Origin of the sequence: Peribacillus sp. FSL M8-0224, assembly GCF_038003055.1 — a bacterium.
Classification (GTDB): domain Bacteria; phylum Bacillota; class Bacilli; order Bacillales; family DSM-1321; genus Peribacillus; species Peribacillus frigoritolerans.
Genome location: NZ_JBBOOJ010000001.1, coordinates 543,169 through 560,742 on the forward strand (window position 1 = coordinate 543,169; position 17,574 = coordinate 560,742).

The 17,574-nt window shown below is 40.9% G+C and carries 16 protein-coding genes and 1 riboswitch; of the genes, 14 read left to right on the forward strand and 2 right to left on the reverse strand.

All coding sequences use genetic code 11. The features are described from left to right. Nucleotides 1-14: 14 nt before the first annotated feature. The 10 genes from MKX49_RS02595 (at nucleotide 15) to MKX49_RS02640 (ending at nucleotide 12,333) form a co-directional block, all read left to right on the forward strand. Nucleotides 15-1,037 carry a glycosyltransferase family 2 protein gene (locus MKX49_RS02595; protein WP_340874715.1) on the forward strand — a complete coding sequence of 341 codons (1,023 nt, stop codon included), beginning with the start codon at nucleotides 15-17 and terminating at the stop codon, nucleotides 1,035-1,037. Then, nucleotides 997-1,452 (forward strand): GtrA family protein, encoded by a 456-nt coding sequence (locus tag MKX49_RS02600; protein ID WP_340874717.1) that lies wholly within the window; start codon nucleotides 997-999, stop codon nucleotides 1,450-1,452. The genes MKX49_RS02595 and MKX49_RS02600 overlap by 41 nt, the downstream gene beginning before the upstream one ends. A 350-nt stretch (nucleotides 1,453-1,802) precedes the next feature. Beyond that, a riboswitch (cyclic di-AMP (ydaO/yuaA leader) is annotated at nucleotides 1,803-1,948 on the forward strand. Nucleotides 1,949-2,085: 137 nt separating this feature from the next. Beyond that, nucleotides 2,086-3,912: an APC family permease gene (locus tag MKX49_RS02605; RefSeq protein WP_340874719.1), complete on the forward strand. Its 1,827-nt coding sequence runs from the start codon at nucleotides 2,086-2,088 to the stop codon at nucleotides 3,910-3,912. Between the two features lie 1,392 nt (nucleotides 3,913-5,304). After that, nucleotides 5,305-5,994, forward strand: a complete 690-nt coding sequence (locus MKX49_RS02610) for a helix-turn-helix domain-containing protein (RefSeq protein ID WP_445670156.1) — start codon at nucleotides 5,305-5,307, stop codon at nucleotides 5,992-5,994. Between the two features lie 193 nt (nucleotides 5,995-6,187). Beyond that, complete coding sequence (locus tag MKX49_RS02615; RefSeq protein ID WP_340874721.1) at nucleotides 6,188-7,660, forward strand: aldehyde dehydrogenase family protein; 1,473 nt, start codon at nucleotides 6,188-6,190, stop codon at nucleotides 7,658-7,660. Between the two features lie 259 nt (nucleotides 7,661-7,919). Continuing rightward, nucleotides 7,920-9,872, forward strand: a complete 1,953-nt coding sequence (locus MKX49_RS02620) for a primary-amine oxidase (RefSeq protein WP_340874723.1) — start codon at nucleotides 7,920-7,922, stop codon at nucleotides 9,870-9,872. Between the two features lie 48 nt (nucleotides 9,873-9,920). Then, nucleotides 9,921-10,172 (forward strand): hypothetical protein, encoded by a 252-nt coding sequence (locus MKX49_RS02625; protein WP_340874725.1) that lies wholly within the window; start codon nucleotides 9,921-9,923, stop codon nucleotides 10,170-10,172. A gap of 44 nt (nucleotides 10,173-10,216) precedes the next feature. Then, nucleotides 10,217-10,495, forward strand: a complete 279-nt coding sequence (locus MKX49_RS02630) for a hypothetical protein (RefSeq protein WP_340874727.1) — start codon at nucleotides 10,217-10,219, stop codon at nucleotides 10,493-10,495. A 182-nt stretch (nucleotides 10,496-10,677) separates the two neighbouring features. Then, nucleotides 10,678-11,532 carry a RhaT/GlcU family sugar-proton symporter gene (locus tag MKX49_RS02635; protein WP_054397517.1) on the forward strand — a complete coding sequence of 285 codons (855 nt, stop codon included), beginning with the start codon at nucleotides 10,678-10,680 and terminating at the stop codon, nucleotides 11,530-11,532. A 15-nt stretch (nucleotides 11,533-11,547) separates the two neighbouring features. After that, complete coding sequence (locus tag MKX49_RS02640; RefSeq protein ID WP_048689825.1) at nucleotides 11,548-12,333, forward strand: SDR family oxidoreductase; 786 nt, start codon at nucleotides 11,548-11,550, stop codon at nucleotides 12,331-12,333. A 77-nt stretch (nucleotides 12,334-12,410) separates the two neighbouring features. Here MKX49_RS02640 and MKX49_RS02645 read toward each other — a convergent pair whose 3' ends face one another. Next, the gene (locus tag MKX49_RS02645) at nucleotides 12,411-12,956 is read right to left on the reverse strand and encodes an NADPH-dependent FMN reductase (protein WP_340874731.1); all 546 of its coding nucleotides are present in this window, start codon (nucleotides 12,954-12,956) and stop codon (nucleotides 12,411-12,413) included. A gap of 105 nt (nucleotides 12,957-13,061) precedes the next feature. After that, the gene (locus tag MKX49_RS02650; protein ID WP_323597966.1) at nucleotides 13,062-14,027 is read right to left on the reverse strand and encodes a bile acid:sodium symporter family protein; all 966 of its coding nucleotides are present in this window, start codon (nucleotides 14,025-14,027) and stop codon (nucleotides 13,062-13,064) included. A gap of 324 nt (nucleotides 14,028-14,351) precedes the next feature. Between MKX49_RS02650 and MKX49_RS02655 the strand changes: the two genes are divergently transcribed. From MKX49_RS02655 to cobT, 4 genes are all read left to right on the forward strand, one after another. Continuing rightward, complete coding sequence (locus MKX49_RS02655; protein WP_340874733.1) at nucleotides 14,352-14,768, forward strand: RrF2 family transcriptional regulator; 417 nt, start codon at nucleotides 14,352-14,354, stop codon at nucleotides 14,766-14,768. 114 nt (nucleotides 14,769-14,882) lie between these two features. After that, nucleotides 14,883-15,590: a nitroreductase family protein gene (locus MKX49_RS02660; protein WP_340874735.1), complete on the forward strand. Its 708-nt coding sequence runs from the start codon at nucleotides 14,883-14,885 to the stop codon at nucleotides 15,588-15,590. 253 nt (nucleotides 15,591-15,843) lie between these two features. Next, nucleotides 15,844-16,389, forward strand: a complete 546-nt coding sequence (gene lepB / locus MKX49_RS02665; RefSeq protein WP_053533917.1) for a signal peptidase I — start codon at nucleotides 15,844-15,846, stop codon at nucleotides 16,387-16,389. A 129-nt stretch (nucleotides 16,390-16,518) separates the two neighbouring features. Beyond that, nucleotides 16,519-17,565, forward strand: coding sequence for a nicotinate-nucleotide--dimethylbenzimidazole phosphoribosyltransferase (gene cobT, locus MKX49_RS02670; RefSeq protein WP_081088517.1), 1,047 nt, complete (start codon nucleotides 16,519-16,521; stop codon nucleotides 17,563-17,565). Nucleotides 17,566-17,574: the final 9 nt, after the last annotated feature.

The following is a 17,574-nucleotide window of genomic DNA, read 5'->3' on the forward strand; positions in this document are numbered from 1 at the left end:
AAGGGGGGAATAGAATGAATTCACCGATTGTAACGATTGTTGTACCTTGTTATAACGAAGAAAGCGTTTTGCAGGAAACCATTTCCCAGCTTTGTGGATTGATGAGGGGGTTGGTCGATGAAAATGTTGTTTCCGGTCAAAGTAAAATTTTGTTGGTCGATGATGGGAGCAAGGATCAAACTTGGAGGATCATTTACAAAGAAACGATTAATAATGAATATGTTCGCGGGCTAAAGCTTTCCCGGAATGCTGGACATCAAAATGCACTTCTGGCTGGGTTGTTTACAGCCAAGGAAGCCTCAGATTGTGTGATTTCCATTGATGCAGATTTACAGGATGATATTCAAGTCATCCCGGAATTCATTCGGAAATTCAATGAAGGATGTGAAATCGTATATGGTGTCCGCCAGAAAAGGGACCTTGATTCATTCTTTAAACGAACATCTGCAACAGGTTTTTATAAATTGATGAACAAGATGGGGGTCAACCTTGTCTATAATCATGCCGATTTCCGGCTAATGAGCAAAAGGGCGATCACGGAGTTGGAACGTTTTGATGAAACGAATCTTTTTTTGCGGGGGATTGTACCGCTCATTGGGTTTAAGACGGACTCTGTTTATTATGACCGTAAAGAAAGATTGGCTGGGGAAACGAAATATCCATTTAAGAAGATGGTTGCTTTTGCGCTTGATGGCATTACTTCTTTTTCAGTTACACCGATCCGGCTGGTATTATGGCTAGGATGTCTTTCCTTTTTCATTAGCTTACTCTTTGGGTCTTACTTTTTATGGTTGAAATTTTATGGGCAGACCGAAACTGGATGGACCTCATTGATCACCTCCATATGGTTGATCGGTGGACTACAGTTGATTGCTGTCGGCTTGATTGGGGAGTATATAGGTAAAATCTATAATGAATCCAAACGCCGACCTAAATATATTGTTGATCTTGATCTATTTAATCCGCTCGATTTAAAAAAACGGGAGCAACTAGACAATGAACGGAACAGTATTGAAAAACTATCTAAAACAAACTAACTCCTTTATCCGCTTTTTATTGGTTGGAATAGTCAATACAGCGGTTGGACTTTCCATCATGCTTTTTCTCATGAATGTTCTTGAATTATCTTACTGGATCTCCACCTTTATCGGCAATGGTACGGGAGCTATAACGAGTTTTCTTTTGAACAGGACTTTTACCTTTAAAAGCGATATAGAATGGCGTCGAGGAGTTGCCCGTTTCTTTTGCGTCATCCTGATTTGTTATTCCGCCGCTTATTCTATAGGCCAAGCCATTGCAGAATCACTGGAAGGAACCGTTCATTTATCCATACAACAAAATTTGGCTGTTCTGATAGGAACAATTTTTTATACAGTGCTTAACTATCTTGGCCAGAAATACTTTGTCTTTAAAAAAAGCAATTTGAGGCCAATTCAAGAAGGAAGGAACTGATTAGCGTAGATCAGTGGAATAATGCCCCCGATTGGACGGGAATTAATAATGGAATCGGAAAGAGAAAATTCTGATTTAATGACTATCCAAGCTGGGGCAGATTGTTTTACTTGATCCATCACGTTACTTCATTTTTCCTTTTGGGGAATCTATCTTTGTTCATTGTCTTCTTGAATATCTTCCTTTCAGACGTTTACTTTCCTCCTTTACTACCTTCGAATCATGTGTATGCATGACTTTTGTTATATAAGTCAAGAATAAAGCCTCGTTTATAAATAATAATTCTATTTCTGTGCAAAATTTTCATTTACTTTTCCATTTCACGGGAGTATGATAATCAACAGTTTCATATTTCTAAATCGCTTAAACCTTATGGTGCGGGGGACCCGTTATTGGGATTGTTTTTACAATCCAAGGGGTGAATCCTTTAAAAGGTAGGGCTACTCTTAGGTCCGAATCCGACAGCTAACCTCGTAAGCGTTATATGAGAAGGAAGGTGGAGCTTGTTAGACAAAAAAATTGATGTCTACAGGTCTATTTAGCTATGACTTGTAGGCATTTTTGTGTTCCGTCTCGTTTTTTGCTACAGCTGGGAAACATAAACTTATAAATTAAACTGGTGGTGAATTCTTAATGTTATCTTCTATAAAGAGGTTCTTGATCGGGAGACCTTTAAAATCGAATGCACTTGGTGAACAAAAGCTTAATAAAACAAAGGCGTTGGCGATATTATCTTCCGATGCTTTGTCTTCGGTTGCATATGGGCCGGAGCAAATATTGATTGTCCTGATCACGGTCGGTGCTGCGGCATTCTGGTATTCAATCCCCATCGCGATTGGAGTATTGATCCTGTTAACCGCTTTGATTTTGTCCTACAGACAAATCATTTTCGCTTATCCACATGGTGGGGGAGCCTATGTGGTTTCAAAAAACAATTTAGGTGTCAATCCAGGGTTGATAGCTGGAGGATCCTTATTGGTCGATTATATATTAACTGTCGCGGTAAGTGTTTCCGCTGGTACGGATGCCATCACGTCCGCTTTTCCCGGCCTGCATGACTATAATGTCCTCATAGCCATTATTTTCGTCATCCTACTTACTATCTTGAACCTTAGGGGGGTTACGGAATCGGCCTCTGTCTTGGCCTATCCGGTGTACCTATTCGTTTTAGCCTTGTTCATCTTGATAGGGGTTGGAATTTACAAGATTCTGACGGGAGGAGTCTCACCGGAATTGCATGCGTCAATCGGGACTCCGGTAGCCGGCATCAGTTTATTTATACTGCTAAGAGCATTTGCATCAGGAAGCTCCGCATTGACAGGAGTCGAAGCGATTTCCAATGCAATCCCGAACTTTAAAGATCCAGCACCGAATAATGCTGCGAAAACATTAGTAGCGATGGGTTCCTTACTAGCTGTTTTGTTTTCGGGAATCGTATTCTTAGCCTATTATTTAAGCATTGTTCCTAGCGCAGAGGTAACGGTCGTCTCCCAGATTGCTGAAGGGATCTTTGGACGGAATTTCATGTATTTCTTCATTCAAGGTACAACTGCATTGATCTTGATACTTGCGGCAAATACTGGATATTCGGCTTTCCCTTTGCTTGCGGTAAATCTGGCGAAGGATAAATTCATACCAAGGGCGTTTACGATCAGAGGGGACCGTTTAGGGTATTCCAATGGAATTATCATACTTGGACTTGCATCCATCATCTTGATAGTCGCATTTGAAGGACATACGGAAAATCTCATTCCGCTTTATGCGGTTGGTGTATTCATCCCATTTACGTTATCCCAGACCGGGATGATTGTTAAATGGATTCGCGAAAAGCCAAAAGGCTGGATGATGAAATTAACCATTAATTCAATTGGTGCCATAATTAGCTTTATCGTCACGATGATATTCTTTTTAACCAAATTTAGTCAGGTTTGGCCTGTTTTGATTTTTTTACCTATCATCATTTTAATTTTTCATCGAATTAGAAATCATTATGAAGCAGTTGGAGACCAACTAAGGATTACAACATGTGAGCCGATCTTACCAATTGAAGGAAATATCATCATTGTACCTGTTGCGGGTATAACTCATGTGGTTGAGAACTCTTTAAATTATGCAAAATCTCTATCTGCACATCAGGTCATTGCCGTTTATGTCGCTTTTGAAAGAGATGATGAAAAGAAATTCGAAGAAAAATGGAAAAAATGGCAGCCGGATGTAAGGCTTGTTACACTGAATTCTTATTACAGAAGTATCATTCAGCCACTAACTAAATTTGTGGATACAGTAGAACATAAGGCTAGTGAATCCAATTATAAAGTTACGGTGATCATCCCCCAATTCATTCCGAAGAAGGGCTGGCACAATATACTTCATAACCAATCAAGTTTACTGATTCGCGCTTACTTACTTTATAAAAGAAATGTGGTTGTTACGACAGTGCCATATCATTTAAAGAAGTAAGTTCCATATCTTATAGAACAGAATGTAGACAAATTCGATTTTCATCGAGTTTGTCTACATTTTTTTATGGCTTATACAATTTGGACGTGGATTTCCACTCAAGAAACTCGCTATCCGCGGGCGGTGGACGAGCCTCCTCGGCTTGCGCCTGCGGGGTCTCCCAAGACGCGCTTTCCCGCAGAAGTCTCGTACACCCGCTCCACTCAACCTTGTTATAGTATGTAGTAAGGAACCATACCTGAGGAGTTGAAGTTGTGTTGGTTTGGGAACATCATTTGATGAAAGATAAGTTTCCCGTCTACAAATGTGGGTCCCGGTATTCATGATTGGGCCTACGTATTATTAATGAATTATACAATTGGACGTTGATTGGAACGTAGGGCACTCGCTTTCCGCGGGCGGTCCGCGAGCCTCCTCGTCTAACGCCTGCGGGGTCTCCCAAGACGCGCTTTTCCCGCAGGAGTCTCGTACCTTCCGCTACAATCAGCTTTGTTATAGCATTTAGTTAGAAACCATACTTGAGGAGTTTGGGAACATCATTTGATAAAAGATAAGTTTTCCGAACCCCTTTTGTCTCAAACTGGAGGAGCAAGCCTACATAAGGTTTGCTTTCTGATAATCTTAGAATTAAAAAGACTGCCCCTACATCGGTCTTTCAACAAGCGTCTCCGATGAATTAATTAAAAACTCATTAAATTTGCCATCACGATCATTGCTGATGAAGCCCATACAAGAAAAAGGATTGCAGTGAGATGTGGGGATACTTCATCTTTTATAGCTTTAATTAAGGTAAATATAAAACTATAGCCAAAAATGAAAAATAAAATTACATATAAGTAAACCAATATATACATTCCTTTCGTAACATAGAGGCTAAAAACTGGATTTAACTAGAATATTTTACCATATATTTCAGTGTTCCTGACCAATATTTAAACAAGAGTTTTTTCTCAGAGCCTTTTATTTTCACCGAAGGTAAAAGAGAACCCAAGTGTTCTGTAAGTTGATATTGTTTTAAATCTTTCAGTCAAAAGGAATTTGGAAATACTTGCCGAAAATTATAAAAACAACGCTCATATTGATAATGGCCAGGGGTGGGAAGAATGATGAACGGCTCTCCTGACCCGTAGTGATGCGGATGACCACCCAGCCGTATTCATGGCAAACGATTACTGTAGTAATTGGGGCAAATGCAAGCTTATTGCAGTGTTAAAAAGGCTTTGGTGACAGTGTAATATAAAAGGAGCGTGATGGTAGCTGAGCATCATTCAGAGTTTCAATTACTTCGACTATTTTCCATTCCAACCGGAATTCGAGATTCTATCAGATTATTATATAGAATATAAACAAAGAAATTCTGACCATTCAACTACATTATTCTATCAATTTAAAATCAATCGGGATTTAATGAATCCAATGTCCGTCATTCCGGATGGGTGCATCGACATATTATTTTATTGCGATCCCGAAAGACCTTCCGCAGATGTGTACGGGACTGTCCTCAAGTACAAAACGATAAATTTTCAGGCTAATTGTGAATATTTCGGTGTGAGGTTTATGCCTAAGCAGGAAACCCAGCATTTTAAATATTCCATGAAGGAGGTGATCGATCGCCAAATTCCTTTAGCTGATATGTTAAAAATTGAACCTACCATTATGGAAAGGTTAATAACTGAACGGGATTTTCATAGAAGAATAAAGCTGTTCAAAGAAGAAATTAATATTTTTACGTGTAACGGTTTGCCGGCAATTATAGAATATTCCTTGAACAAAATATATTCTTCTAAAGGAAATGTAAATATGAATCAATTAGCTGCTGAGACCGGATACTCTACAAGATACTTGCGAAAGCAATTCGATGCCCATGTAGGGATGCCGCCTAAATTATTCAGCCAAATAGTGAGGTTCCAAAACTCCCTGCATATGTTATTGAATAAACAGGCCTTTACAGTTTGGGATGTGATTAATGAGAATGGGTATTTTGATCAATCACATTTAATTAATGAATTTAAAAAATTTGGTTATCTGACTCCTACTGAATTCATCGATGCCGTTTCAAAGAAATCTTCAAACCCAATATAACGTTCTTGTTATATAGTGATTACATTTGAAGGATCCCGTTCATGGTGACGAGGATCTTTTTTGTTTGGTTTTAATGCACGAAAAATATTCTGAATGTTCCGTTTTTTACAATAAAAAAATGGTGCGCAGCCTTATTGTATTAATAGATATGTGTTTGTTGTTTGGAGATTTTAACTAGAAAGGGGAAACGATGATGGGGAAAAACTATCGATTGTTCATTGATGGGAGATGGGTTGATTCAATATCTGGAAGAACATTTGAATCACTTAATCCTGCAACAGATGAAGTGAATGCTGTAGTTGCCGAGGCAGGTCCGGAAGATGTTAATTTAGCGGTAAAAGCTGCACGAAGGGCGTTTGAATCTGGCCCGTGGGCTGAAATGGCACCGGGGGATAGAGGGAGGTTACTGAATAAAGTGGCACAGGCACTGTGGGAGAAAGCCGATATGCTTGCCGAGGTCGAATCACAAGATAACGGGCTGCCAATCAATGAAACAAAATTCATTGCGATGCCAGCCATGATAGATGTACTCGAATTTTATGCGGGATTAGCCAATAAAGTCCAGGGAAGTACCCTTGCCTCTCCCAATAACCGGTTCAATTATACCTTGAAGGAGCCAATCGGTGTCATTGGGGCCATAGTGCCTTGGAACTTTCCGCTTATGCTGACGATGTGGAAGCTTGCCCCTGCTTTAGCTGCAGGCAATACGATTGTGATAAAACCAGCTGAGCAAACTCCTGTAAGCATTCTGGAATTGGTTAAAATCTTTCAAGAAGTCGGAATTCCAGATGGAGTCATCAATGTTATTCCGGGATACGGGAAGATAGCGGGTGATGCCCTCTCCTCCCATCCTGACGTCGATAAAATCGCTTTTACGGGTTCAACGAATACTGGCCGCCTAATCATGCAGGCAGCAAGTAAGAACTTAAAACCAATTAGCCTTGAATTAGGGGGGAAATCACCAAATATAGTTTTTGATGATGCTTCAATTGATAATGCAGTGAATGGATCCATGTTTGGTATCTTCTTCGCACAAGGTCAAGTATGCGCCTCGGGTACAAGACTTTTTGTGCAGGAAAGCATATATGATCGATTCATGGAATCATTCGTGAAGAAAGCACGATCCATCCGTGTAGGGAATCCTTTAGACCATACGACCCAAATGGGACCGCAGGTTTCCTTGCAGCAACTTGACAAAATTCAACAATATGTAGCGGCCGGTCTGGAACAGGGAGCTAATCTTGTCATGGGAGGAGAAAGAAACACGGAGGCAGGAAATGGATATTTCTTTACGCCCACTGTTTTTGAGAACGTTACCAATGATATGACAATTGCCCGCGAAGAAATTTTTGGACCGGTTTTGTCGGTTATCAAGTTCAAAGATGAAGAGGATGCATTGAACAAGGCAAATGACAGTTTGTATGGATTGGCTGCAGGTCTATGGACCAATGATTTAAAACGGGCGCACCGGATGGTAAGGGGGTTAAAAGCGGGGACGGTGTATGTGAACACGTTTAGCATGCTTGATAGTGCAGCACCTTTTGGCGGCAGGAAGCAAAGCGGTTTCGGAAGGGAACTGGGCATCCAAGCGATGGATATGTACACGGAAACAAAAAATGTGTGGATCGATTTGAATGAGCAGGGCTTGAACTGGTATGGAGTTTAAGGGCAGGGACGCGTCCTCATGGGCAGCTTGATTGAGTTGGATTTCCAGCTATCCGCTTGATAAATCGGTATGAGTGGGATGTGTTACTGATATTGGCTATCTTCATCATATTGAATATGTTGGGACAAAGAGTCAACACCAGTTTTCGGGAAAGATGGCGGTAGGCAAATAAAATTTTTGCACTTTATGCACGAGGCAGTTCGAGGGGAAGTTTACTTAATGGATAGAATGATATTTTACCTATAAGGGAGAGGTTAAGATGGAAAAAACATCTAGCATGAAAGTAACGAGGGAAAATCACCCGCTTGATCCATTAACGGCAGAAGAACTTAAACTTACGGTCCAAATTTTAAAACGTGATAAAGGATTGGATGACCATTACCGCTTCGCTAACATCAGCTTACTGGAACCTGCAAAATCCATTGTTCTGGATTATCGTGTTGAAGAACAAATCAATAGGGAAGCATTCTGTATCATTCTTCATAATAAAGAGGGAAAAACATATGAGGCTGTAGTTTCCTTAACGAATGGCAGCATAACGTCATGGAAACTGATTCCTGGAGTGCAGCCATCCATAATGGCTGATGAATTCATGGAGTGTCAGGAAGTCGTGAAAAGCCACCCTGAGATGATAAAAGCCTTTGCCAAAAGGGGGCTTACGAATATGGACAATATCATGGTCGATCCATGGTCAGCAGGGAATTTTGGAATTGAAGAGGAAGTGGATGTACGAATCGTCAGGGCTTTATGTTATTACCGTACATCATTATATGATAATGGGTATGCACGTCCCATTTCAGGAATATATGTCCTTGTCGATTTAAATAAGATGGAAGTCATCAAGATTGTGGATAAAGGTGTCATACCATTTCCGCCGCTTGATGGAAATTATACACCCGATCAAGTAGGTAACATGAGGCAGGATGTTAAGCCATTGGAAATAGTTCAGCCAAAAGGACCCAGTTTCACGACGGAAGGACATGTGATCGATTGGCAAAAATGGAATATCCGCTTTGGCTTCAACTCCCGTGAGGGTCTTGTCCTTCATACGGTCAGTTACAATGATGATGGAGTGCAGCGGCCAATCCTGTATAGAGCTTCTTTATCCGAGATGGTGGTGCCTTATGGTGATCCGACTGATCCGGTTAACAGGAACAATGCTTTTGATGCAGGGGAATACGGCATTGGCATGTTGGCGAATTCACTTGAACTTGGTTGTGACTGCCTAGGTGAGATCAAGTACTTTGACGCGAATCTGGTGGATAGTAAAGGGAATGTAATTCAAATTAAAAATGCAATTTGTCTACATGAAGAAGATTTTGGAATTGGGTGGAAACATACGGATTGGAGGACAGGTCATGTTGAAGTCCGCCGTTCTAGAAGATTGGTCTTATCGAGCATTTCGACAGTTGGAAATTACGAATACGGATTTTATTGGTATTTCTTTCAGGATGGGACGATACAGTTTGAAGTGAAATTGACAGGCATATTGCATACACAAGCCATCGAACCTAATCGGAAGCACCCGCATGGCAATTTGGTCGCACCTCAATTATTTGCTGCACATCACCAGCATTTCTTTAATATGAGGCTTGATATGATGATTGATGGAATGAATAATTCAGTTTATGAAGTCAATACAAAATGCATGGAAAAGGGACCGGACAACCCATATGGAAATGGTTTCTATCCGGTTTCGACTTTGCTTAAAAATGAATCCAAGGCTGTCCGGGACCTTGATTTACGTACTGCGCGCTTCTGGAAGATCGTCAATCCCGCAAAAACGAATATATTGGGGGAACCTGTTGGTTATAAATTGTTTGCTGGGGAGAATTGTTTCCCGTTCGCCCATGATGATTCGCCTTTATTAAAACGGGCTGGATTTTTAAAACACCATTTTTGGGTGACGCCATTCGATCCTGAAGAACAGTTTGCTTCAGGGCGATACCCAAACCAACATGCGGGGGGAGAAGGGTTGGAAGATTGGGTTAAAGCCGATCGCTCCATTGAAAATGAAGATGTTGTGGTCTGGTATAACATGGGACACCATCATATAACACGACCCGAAGATTGGCCAGTCATGCCGACCGCTTATATTAGCTTCATTTTAAAACCGACGGGCTTTTTCAATCGGAATCCAGCTCTTGACGTGCCTCCATCAAAATCAAAGAATTCAGCTTGCCAGATGGACGGTCATTCTTCCTGTCATTAAAATCAGTCGTTTCACTAACTATTGCTCGAAAAGGGGGAAACGAATCGAATGCTGCTGCTGACCAGTTTTATGATAGTCGTGGCTTATACAATTTACTTTTCTAAAAAAGCCCATCTGAAAAAAGATCATATTGGTGTTGGCCTTGGTAAATGCATGGTCATGATGTTAAGCATGACGACAAGTTTAACCTTAAGTTTAATGCTGTCATTCCTGATGCCCGGCAAGCTGGCGGTTTTAACCGTTTTAGCCATCGCAATATGTGCAGTGGCAGGTTTCATCATCGGAAGGCCTTCGGTTTAACAGCGGTTATGGAGTCTCTGTCAACGACTCTGATGGGGGCAATGATGGGAGCCATGCTTGGGGTCATGCTGCCTCTTGATTCACAAACTTTCATGCTCGTTTCAATGGATCTAATTTACCTTTGCAGTATATTCTTTGTGACTTTTTATATAAAAAGAGAGGATGTAAAAGAGACAAAAAGTGGGAGGGGGCTTGATCCTTTCTTTCTGACCCTCTTGTTCTCAATCATCATTATCGGAACGTCTGCTTTTTGGGAACGTGATTATTTCAAGGTTGGTGGAGATTCGGAAATGGACATGCAACATCATCAACATGGCGGGTAGCTGCTGCAAGAATATCAATATTATCCAAAAGGGCTGCAGCGGCAGCCCTTTTTGTGTTGAACACTTTTTTTGGAAAGCACTTCATAAAATTACCAAGGGTCATTTCAAATAATGCGAACATATTAAAAGAATACAATGAAATATCCTGCTTAGTTTTGTACTTACATATATGGGGGTTGAAAATGGATATATTATTAGCTCTCTTGCCGGCATTATTCTGGGGAAGCATCGTTTTATTTAATGTGAAACTCGGGGGTGGACCCTATAGTCAAACACTAGGTACAACGATTGGCGCCTTGATTTTTTCAATTGGTGTTTATATTTTTGCCGATATTAAGCTGTCACTTTTGGTGTTTGGAGTCGGAGTCGTATCTGGATTGTTTTGGGCCGTTGGACAAGCTAATCAGCTTAAGAGCATTGATTTAATGGGAGTTTCTAAAACAATGCCGATATCAACAGGATTGCAGCTCATTTCAACCACTTTATTCGGTGTCATAGTTTTTAACGAATGGTCTACAATGAAAGCGATTATTTTAGGCGTTTTGGCATTGATCTTCATTATTATAGGAATCGTCTTGACCTCCTTGGAAGATAAAGAATCGAAAGAGGGCAAGTCGGGAAACTTGAAGAAAGGAATTGTTATTCTCCTCATCTCGACATTCGGTTATTTGGTTTATGTGGTCGTGGCCCGTCTTTTTGATGTTGACGGGTGGTCAGCGTTGTTCCCTCAAGCGATCGGGATGGTGATAGGCGGTCTGTTATTGACTTTTAAGCATAAACCGTTTAACAAATATACGATTCGCAATATCATTCCGGGATTGATATGGGCTGCAGGGAACATGTTTTTATTCATTTCCCAGCCACGTGTGGGAGTGGCCACTAGTTTTTCACTTTCGCAGATGGGCATAGTCATTTCAACTCTTGGCGGGATCTTCATTTTACGTGAAAAGAAAACGAAGCGCCAACTAATTGGAATCGTAATTGGGATTATCTTGATCATCATAGCTGGGATTATGCTGGGATTGGCAAAAAGTTAATTGGAGGGTGATTACATGTATACAGATTTAGAAGGTAAGGTTGTTGTTATTACCGGATCATCCACTGGTTTAGGAAAAGCGATGGCCATTCGCTTTGCTAAGGAAAAGGCAAAGGTCGTGGTTAATTATCGCACTAAATCAGAGGAAGCGGATAGTGTAATGGAAGAAATCAAAACAAATGGCGGGGAAGCCATTGCAGTAAAAGGCGATGTCACCGTTGAAGAAGATGTTATTAACCTTGTTCAATCAGCGATAAAGAATTTCGGGAAACTCGATATATTCATCAATAATGCAGGGATTGAAAATCCGGTACCATCTCACGAGATGCCGTTAAGCGACTGGAATAGGGTAATCGATACTAACTTAACGGGGAATTTCTTAGGCTGCCGCGAAGCTATCAAGTATTTTGTCGAGAACGATATTAAAGGGAATGTAATTAACATGTCCAGTGTACATGAGATGATTCCCTGGCCTTTATTCGTTCACTATGCAGCTAGCAAGGGCGGGGTGAAGCTGCTTACGGAAACCCTGGCTCTTGAATATGCACCAAAAGGGATCCGCGTGAACAGCATTGGTCCCGGAGCCATCGCCACGCCAATAAATGCCGACAAGCTTGAAGATCCCGAAAAGAAAAAGGACCTTGAAAGCATGATTCCGATGGGGTATATCGGAAAGCCTGAAGAAATTGCCGCGGTTGCTGCATGGCTGGCATCTTCAGAGTCCAGCTATGTAACGGGCATCACTCTATTCGCTGACGGAGGAATGACAAAATACCCTTCATTCCAAGCGGGTAGAGGATGAGTTTTGATTAATTCCTCTTATATGATGCAACAAGAATCCCAGCAGGATCAAGCCTGCTGGGATTCTTGTGTAAAGCATTAACGAGTATGATGATTATACCAGCTAATGAAATTATCGACGACCGTATCGATAAAGTGGACAGTCGACTCATGTAAAAGGCTGCCTTCGTTATCGATTTTGTCATGCACTGCACCAACATATACTTCATTCCCAGGAAGGAGTGGGGAGGAGATACCTATTGCGAATAAGATTTCACGCAAATGCAATTGAGCTTTTACCGTCCCTAATTGCCCCATTGACGCACCCATGATCCATGATGGTTTGCCGATCAAGACTTTATCGACACGTGATAACCAATCAATAGCATTGCCCAATACACCTGGAATCGTCCCGTTGTATTCAGGTGTTACCCACAAGACTGCATCTGCTTCGGCCACTTTGCTTTTAAATTCTTTTACAACCAATGGAGGATCATTTTCAATATCTTGATCATAAAAAGGTAAATCCCGAATGTTCAAGATTTCGAGATCAAATCGATCTTGATATCTAGTTTGAATATATTTGGCAAGCTTAAGGTTGTATGACTCTTTACGGATACTTCCCACTATGGCAACAACTTTCATCTCCAATACCTCCAATGATTTTATAATGGATAATCATGTAAATGTTCCACTTACCTATTATAATAGGAATGTAATTGAAAGGGAAAAAGGATGCTTGGAAAATAATCATTCGGCGGATGGCTCTTCAATCACACCACGATGAAAATGCTTTTCCATGACATAGCCAAAAAAGGATGCAAGCATTTGTTGAAACAGCATGCCAAGTACAACGGGTACCGCAACGGCAGCAGGGAAATAGGTGGTTGCAAGAACGGCTCCAGCACTGATGTTTCGCATACCGCCTGTAAATGTCAAGGTGATGATATCCGCCTTTTGCCATCTTAAACATGCACCGACCATCCAAGAAAGGGCATAACCTGAAGCGGCTATGAACAAAACCAAGAAGGCCATGATCATTATTTTCTTATCGAAATGGGTTAAGTAAGGCGCAATTTTTGAACTGTTCAATATGACTACGATTCCAACGCTTATCTTGGAGAATGGAGCTAATCGGGGAGATAGTGTATTTTGTATCTTTCCTTTTGTAGCCTGATTCAAGAACATGGCAAGCAAGGAGGGGAGAACGACCATTCCGATTAATCCTTTCACTATCGACCCCAAATCCATTTCGATCGAACCGCCTCCGAAAAGGGAAATACTGTATGGGACGATGAATGGCGAGAGTAGGGTGTCGATTAAGATGATGGTTAGGGCAAGTATGGCATTACCCTTATAAATGGATACCCAGATCATACTGGTGACACCGGTTGGAATCACTACAGCGAGGACTAGGCCGGTAATTGTGAAAGCATCACCATGAAACACTAAATGACCGAGGCCAAAAGCCCAAATTGGCATAAGCATATGAAGGATGATCAATACGATGAAAACGGGTAAAGGGTGGGTGACTGCCTGTTGCAGGGATTTAAAGTTAGAGCCTAAACTCCCGGAAAATGTAATGAAGGCAAATATCCATGGAACAAGAAAGGTATAATCCATTAGATGTTCGGACAATAATACCCCAATAATCACGCTTATCGGCGTGATGAGAGGCATGACTTTATCGAGTTGTTCATTTATTGTTTTCAGCATCATTCATCCACTTCCTCATCCATTCTATTAAGTAAGTTTACCATATTCCAAAACATATAATTTGTAAGACAAGAATTTTGTCAATTTAATTTTTTGGAAATGGTGAAATGCATTTAATGTAAGACTATATAAAATAGGCCAAGTGGGATGCTAATGTATCCATTCTTTTTGTGTTCTCTATTACTTTCACCGCTATGAAACAAAAAGGGTTGCAAGCTTTCCCTGATGGATGGTTTTATAAGGAGGTTTTTAGGCAGGATTGTTCGATGCAGCGTTGTATATTCAATGAAAAATAGTTTAAAGTAGAGGAGAGAGGTGAAAGAAATGTCAGAAAAGGTTTCCAGTATAATGTGGTTTAGTCTTGCAGTACAAGCCCTGCTTGTTCTTGCTGATCATGATGGATTATGCAATAGTAATAAATTGGCCGTTAAGCTTGATTCGGAGTCAGGTTTTCTTAGAAAAATATTAAGTAATTTAGTGAAGGCAGGGCTGATTCATGCGAAGGAAGGAAGAGATGGGGGATATTCACTTGCCAAAAATCCCGAACAAATCATTCTTGCAGATATATACTCTGCAATTAAATCCGAACCTTTTTCAAAAGGCTTTCTTGATGTGAATGCTAAAAAATGCTTTCAACCATCTTCCCGCGAAGCTTTATGCGGCTTGAAAAACGAGATGGAGAGCTGGATTATACAAGGCTTGGAACAAAAGACGATTGCTGATTTACTATCAAAATCTTAATGTGAAAAACGAAACTGACAAGGTTTCGTTTTTCTTAAACTGTATTTGACAAAAGAACAGTATGCGTTATATACTGTTCCTGTAATAATTACAGTTAAATGGAGGTCATTATCAATGACAAAAAATATAATGAGTAAAGAAGAGTACCTGAATAAAGCGAAAGAATTGAATGTACCGCTTGAAAAGCCGAAAGTCCTTAATGATACGGATTTCATTACGGTAGCAAAAGAACGGAGATCTGTTCGCCAGTACGATGCTGAATACGTGATGACTGAAGAGGAAATTCGTGAAATTCTGGAGATTGCGATTCAAGCGCCTTCTTCTTCCAACTTACAGCCATGGAGATTCCTTGTGATTCAAGATAAGCAAACCCAACAAGAATTGCTACCCATCGCAAATAACCAACAACAAATCGTCGATGCATCTGCTGTCATTGCCGTTTTAGCTGATATAGAAGGTTACAAAAATGCAGAACGGATTTATGGTGAATTAGTCAATAAAGGGATCATGAAGAATGAAATCAAAGAGCCATATGTAGCCTCTATTCTGCATAATTACGGCAACTTTTCCGCTGAGAAGGCTTTAAGCGTAGCCTTGATTGACGGTGGCTTGGTTTCCATGCAGATCATGTTGGCTGCAAAAGCAAAAGGATACGATACAGTCCCAATGGGAGGGTTCGATGAAGCCAAATTTGTGGATGCGTTCAATGTACCGGAAAACTTCAAACCTGTCATGTTGATTTCCCTTGGAAAAGGAACTAAAGCAGGCTTTGAAAAAGTCCGTTTGCCACTCGATACTATATTGACTTGGAATAAATTCTGAGGAATAAACTAAGAAAGAGGATAGCTAAAATCGCTATCCTTTTTCTCATGGTTTGAGATTGGCTCTGAAAAATCATTTATTCTCGCGAGCGATAAATGAATGTGTTACAATTTTTCCAGATATTTCTTTGAAATGTCTCCTCTAAAAATCACCGACCGGCAAATTAAGCTAATGAATTCCTTTTGGCGCTGCTAGCCAAAATACAGCAATTATCGTGGGTTTAGCCGTTGACAATGGATGGGAGGGAGTCCGTATGAAGAATATGAAAAGTGAAGTGTTCTCGTGGTTGAAAGCTATCTTATTCGCTTTAATGATCGTGTTCATTTGCCAACAGTTTTTATTTACGCCAGTCACGGTAAAAGGTGAATCAATGGAGCCGACTTATGAAAATGATGACCGGATCGTGGTAGCTAAAATCGGAAAGCCGGAGCGCTTCGATATGGTCGTATTTTATGCTCCGGACGCGGAAGAGAATTATATAAAAAGGGTGATCGGTTTACCAGGGGACAGCGTCGAAATGAAAGATGATGTCTTATATATCAATGGCAAAAAGTATACAGAACCATATTTGAATACAAAAAAAGGAGAAATTCCACCTGAAGAGAATCTGACGGAGAATTTCACCCTAAGTGATTTACTCGGGAAATCCAAGGTACCTGTCGGTCATTTATTTGTCATGGGGGATAATCGAAGGAATAGTTGGGATGGAAGAAGATTTGGTTTTATTTCTGAAAAATCACTTGTGGGCAAAGTGAAATTTCGTATCTACCCTTTAAATGAAATGGGAGTGCCGAAGTAAAAGGATTACAGTGAATTCAAGTGAAAGCCTAGATGATAATGATATGGACTAAGTTGTATTTATAGCAGATGATGGATAAGAACCTTTTCCTATTGGTAAGGTTTTTATTTTGGATTGTGGGGGATTAATATGAAGAATGGTTTATCTGCCATTTCCATCCCGATGCTGGATGAAGAAATGGGACGTCAGGTTAAAGGACATGTCGATTCGCTGACGGTTCCTCAAGGAAGCTTAGGACGGCTTGAAGAATGGATAATTGAACTGGCCAAGATGACAGGGGAGGCATTTCCGGACATTTCGAAACCGGGGGTGATCGTGTTTGCAGCCGACCATGGAATTACGGAAGAAGGGGTTTCTGCGTATCCAAAAGAAGTGACGGAACAAATGGCACTTAATTTCCTGAATGACGGTGCTGCCATCAATGTATTAAGCCGTGCGATAGATGCTTACTTGGACATTGTCGATATAGGGATCGATGCAGATATCGAAGCACCGGGGTTAACTTCCAGAAAAGTCCGTAATGGAACTAGAAACTTTTATAAGGAAGAAGCTATGACAAAGGAAGAAGTAAATCAAGCACTTGACATTGGATATGACCGTGCAGAGAAAATGATTGCCCGTGGTGTGAACTGCCTGATTCTTGGTGAAATGGGAATCGGAAATACGACATCCAGTACCGCCATCATCTCCATCATAAGCGGGAAAAGCGTCGAATCACTAGTGGGGCAGGGAACAGGATTGAAGTCAGAAGGCATTTTACATAAGAGAAGAATAATTGAAGAAGCGATTTCATTAAGAAATCCTAATCCTGATGATCCAATCAACATTTTGATGAATATCGGTGGATTCGAAATTGCAGGTATGGCAGGGGCCATGCTTGCTGCAGCGAATAACCGTATACCCATTCTTGTTGATGGTTTCATTACAACAACGGCTGCTGTATTGGCAAACCTGATTTCCGGACGTGCAGCCGATTATATGTTTGTTGGACATCGATCTGCAGAACCTGGTCATAGAGCGGCCATAGAACTGCTTGGCAAGGAACCGATCCTCGACCTGGGAATGAGAATCGGGGAAGGAACAGGGGCTGCCCTGTCATACCCCATTCTCAAGGCAGCGACATTGGTCATTAAAGAAATGGCAACATTTGAATCTGCTGGCGTGTCAAATAAGTAAGGAAAAGGT

What these genes read in the sequence shown, in the direction of transcription:
- MKX49_RS02635 (WP_054397517.1), top strand. Translation starts at nt 10,678, where the DNA reads ATGGATATATTATTAGCTCTCTTGCCGGCATTATTCTGGGGAAGCATC.
- MKX49_RS02645 (WP_340874731.1), bottom strand. Translation starts at nt 12,956, where the DNA reads ATGAAAGTTGTTGCCATAGTGGGAAGTATCCGTAAAGAGTCATACAAC.
- MKX49_RS02615 (WP_340874721.1), top strand. Translation starts at nt 6,188, where the DNA reads ATGGGGAAAAACTATCGATTGTTCATTGATGGGAGATGGGTTGATTCA.
- MKX49_RS02620 (WP_340874723.1), top strand. Translation starts at nt 7,920, where the DNA reads ATGGAAAAAACATCTAGCATGAAAGTAACGAGGGAAAATCACCCGCTT.
- cobT (WP_081088517.1), top strand. Translation starts at nt 16,519, where the DNA reads ATGAAGAATGGTTTATCTGCCATTTCCATCCCGATGCTGGATGAAGAA.
- MKX49_RS02630 (WP_340874727.1), top strand. Translation starts at nt 10,217, where the DNA reads ATGGGAGCCATGCTTGGGGTCATGCTGCCTCTTGATTCACAAACTTTC.
- MKX49_RS02650 (WP_323597966.1), bottom strand. Translation starts at nt 14,027, where the DNA reads ATGCTGAAAACAATAAATGAACAACTCGATAAAGTCATGCCTCTCATC.
- lepB (WP_053533917.1), top strand. Translation starts at nt 15,844, where the DNA reads ATGAAGAATATGAAAAGTGAAGTGTTCTCGTGGTTGAAAGCTATCTTA.
- MKX49_RS02605 (WP_340874719.1), top strand. Translation starts at nt 2,086, where the DNA reads ATGTTATCTTCTATAAAGAGGTTCTTGATCGGGAGACCTTTAAAATCG.
- MKX49_RS02595 (WP_340874715.1), top strand. Translation starts at nt 15, where the DNA reads ATGAATTCACCGATTGTAACGATTGTTGTACCTTGTTATAACGAAGAA.
- MKX49_RS02640 (WP_048689825.1), top strand. Translation starts at nt 11,548, where the DNA reads ATGTATACAGATTTAGAAGGTAAGGTTGTTGTTATTACCGGATCATCC.
- MKX49_RS02655 (WP_340874733.1), top strand. Translation starts at nt 14,352, where the DNA reads ATGTCAGAAAAGGTTTCCAGTATAATGTGGTTTAGTCTTGCAGTACAA.
- MKX49_RS02625 (WP_340874725.1), top strand. Translation starts at nt 9,921, where the DNA reads ATGCTGCTGCTGACCAGTTTTATGATAGTCGTGGCTTATACAATTTAC.
- MKX49_RS02660 (WP_340874735.1), top strand. Translation starts at nt 14,883, where the DNA reads ATGACAAAAAATATAATGAGTAAAGAAGAGTACCTGAATAAAGCGAAA.
- MKX49_RS02600 (WP_340874717.1), top strand. Translation starts at nt 997, where the DNA reads ATGAACGGAACAGTATTGAAAAACTATCTAAAACAAACTAACTCCTTT.